Source organism: Okeania sp. SIO2F4, assembly GCF_010672385.1.
Lineage (GTDB): Bacteria > Cyanobacteriota > Cyanobacteriia > Cyanobacteriales > Microcoleaceae > Trichodesmium.
The window spans coordinates 694-3,452 of the sequence record NZ_JAAHGT010000999.1; the positions used below are offsets into that span (position 1 = coordinate 694).

Below are 2,759 nucleotides of genomic sequence, written 5' to 3' on the forward strand. Positions count from 1 at the left end.
AGTTACATCTAAAATTGGGTCGGGAGTAGTTTGATCAAAATCTGGTGGAGAAACTTCTCTCAATATATAAGTATTGGGAGGTAAATCTTGGAAAGAATATTCACCATTAACACCAGTAATAGTTGGAGGTTCTCCCTCATCCAAGAATCCATTTTGATTTAGGTCTAAATATAGAGTAATATCTTGTAAACCATTTTCTCCAGGGTCTAGTCTTCCATTAGTATTAATATCATTAAATTTAGTACCGCTAATTTGACCCCGGTTACTTACATTTCCAATATTAACTGTCAGATTACTTCCTGAAGTTACATCTAAAATTGGGTCGGGAGTAGTTTGATCAAAATCTGGTGGAGAAACTTCTCTCAATATATAAGTATTGGGAGGTAAATCTTGGAAAGAATATTCACCATTAACACCAGTAATAGTTGGAGGTTCTCCCTCATCCAAGAATCCATTTTGATTTAGGTCTAAATATAGAGTAATATCTGCTAAACCATTTTCTCCAGGGTCTAATCTTCCATTAGTATTTGTATCATTAAATTTAATGCCACTAATACTACCCCGGTTACTCACATTCCCACTATTACCAATATTGATATTTGTCAGATTACTTCCCGGAGTCACATTTACAATTGGAGTGGGGGTAGTTTGGTTAAAACCTGGTTGTTGAATTTCTCTAATTGTATAAGTATTAGCAGGTAAGTTATTGAATAAATAACCTCCAAAATTATTGGTAATATTAGCAGGTTCATTGAAGTCTAAAGAACCATTGTTATTAATATCCAAGTAAATTGTGAAATTAGGTAAGCCAGATTCGTTAGGGTCTAACCTACCATTGGCATTAATGTCATTAAATTTTAAGCCACTAATATTGCCTGTAGGGTTAAACTGAGATGCTGTTAATGTCGCCATATATTACTCCTTTGACTATAGAGAAATTAATAATTTTGAATGTTAGAGATTGAATGTATCAGGAAATATAAAAAAGGAGATAGGGAATAGGGAGTAGGAAGTAGTGGGGAGGCAAAAATATACAACTATTGGTTATCAGAAAATATTCCTGAAATATTGACTAAAATATAGCTAGTCTTCTGTTGGTTTATATATACTAATACCCTACCTTTGCTATTAGCCATTAATGCCAATTCATCCCATCGGTTTCAGCGTTAATATTTTGTTGAAAAACATTCTCTTATTTTCCTGGGTAGTTAACAATCTTTATATTGAGAAAAATATTTTTGTCTATGAAATCAAATCCAGAATAATTCTATCTGCAAGTTTTAATTTAAAATTCTGAACTATGTTGATAAATCCGGATAAATAACTCAGTTTTATTACTGACGCCTCAACCAATCTTAATAATCAAATAAATTCTGAGGCACTTCCCATAACATTCCAGATTTTTGTGGGTTAATCTGTAGGATATGCCGACTTTTATGATGTAGATATTGTCGTTAATTTTATAGAATAAAAAACACGGCATAATGTTCCGTGCTTTTCAATATAAACCTACTATTTCTTGAGCTGGGGAGTAGGGGAATAAAGGAGTAGGGGAGTAGGAGAGAAGTAATCTGTTAAGCATCTAAATTGCTTATTGTGGCTGATAAGGAGATGGGGAGATAGGGATATAGGGGGAGGATTTGACGGTTTCTTCCCTAGTTTGCTAATACGCAGTTTAAATGTTTAAATGCGTCTTAGCTTAAACACAAGAATAATTAACACGCTTCTGACTAATAATTATCAAAAAGATTAAAAAATCTGTGTTAATTACTTAATAATTGTAAGCATTCATATGCATGAACGTAATAACTTACCGAGTAATTAAGGTAAAAATCTTCTCATGAGCAAGGAGAAACAAGCGGTCGTTTGCGGAGCATGACCTTAGGATGGGATAATTTTCTGATACAACTAATTCCTCCAGAGAGTGTAATAATTAGTTAATAACTCATAGCTGATAGCTGATAGCTGAATGCTTACAAAAAATCCCTAACTGAACCGTATTGAAGTATAATCCCAGAGTTGTCAAAAAGCCTGTATCTAAGTTTTGTTCTAAAAAACCAAAACACCGAGGTTGTACTTGGCAGATTGAACCTCCTTCTTTTCATATTATCAATCATGCTTTTAACCTTAACTGAACCGTATTGCTTTATAACCAATAGTCTTAACTTGAGCTGATAGCTGATAGCTGATTGCTTAAAGCTATATATATTGATTACCACAATAAATTAGGTTGTTTACGAGGAGGATAATTTCTTCTTTCAACCTCTCTTTGATTTGGTATCGAATCGACAGGATAGGGCGGTAAACTATGTTCCTCCAGAGCATTTAAAAAACTCAAAACTTCTGGATCGTTAGGCTTAAGTTTTATTGCTTCTTGGGCAGCTTCTCTAGCTTTTTCATAATTTCCTAAACGATAAAGAGCTTCCCCTTTTCCCATCCAAGCATCAGCAAAATCAGACTTTAATTGAATTGCCTTATTATAGGCAGCGATCGCTTCTTCATATTCCTGAAAATTTGTTGTTAAAATATTTCCTCTCAGATACCAAACTGCAAAATCATCTGGCTTATATTTAATTACTTGATTAAAAGATATTAATGCCTCGTATGGTCGATATAAATAAGCAAATAAAGCTCCTTGGTCTCGCCAAGCTAAATAAAAATCAGGTTTAATTTTTACTGTCTTTTTATAAGCATCTATTGCTGCATTATACCTACCTAAAGCAGATAATACATTTCCCTTGCCATACCAAGCTGGATAG

General features: G+C 33.5%; 2 protein-coding genes. Both read right to left on the reverse strand.

Features of this window, described 5'->3' with window-relative positions; genetic code table 11:
- On the reverse strand, positions 1–912 hold a 912-nt coding region (locus F6K22_RS36210; RefSeq protein WP_293109478.1), incomplete at its 3' end, for an SdrD B-like domain-containing protein.
- Between the two features lie 1,300 nt (positions 913–2,212).
- Positions 2,213–2,759 (reverse strand): tetratricopeptide repeat protein (locus tag F6K22_RS36215; protein WP_293109480.1); only part of this gene is annotated, 547 nt, incomplete at its 5' end.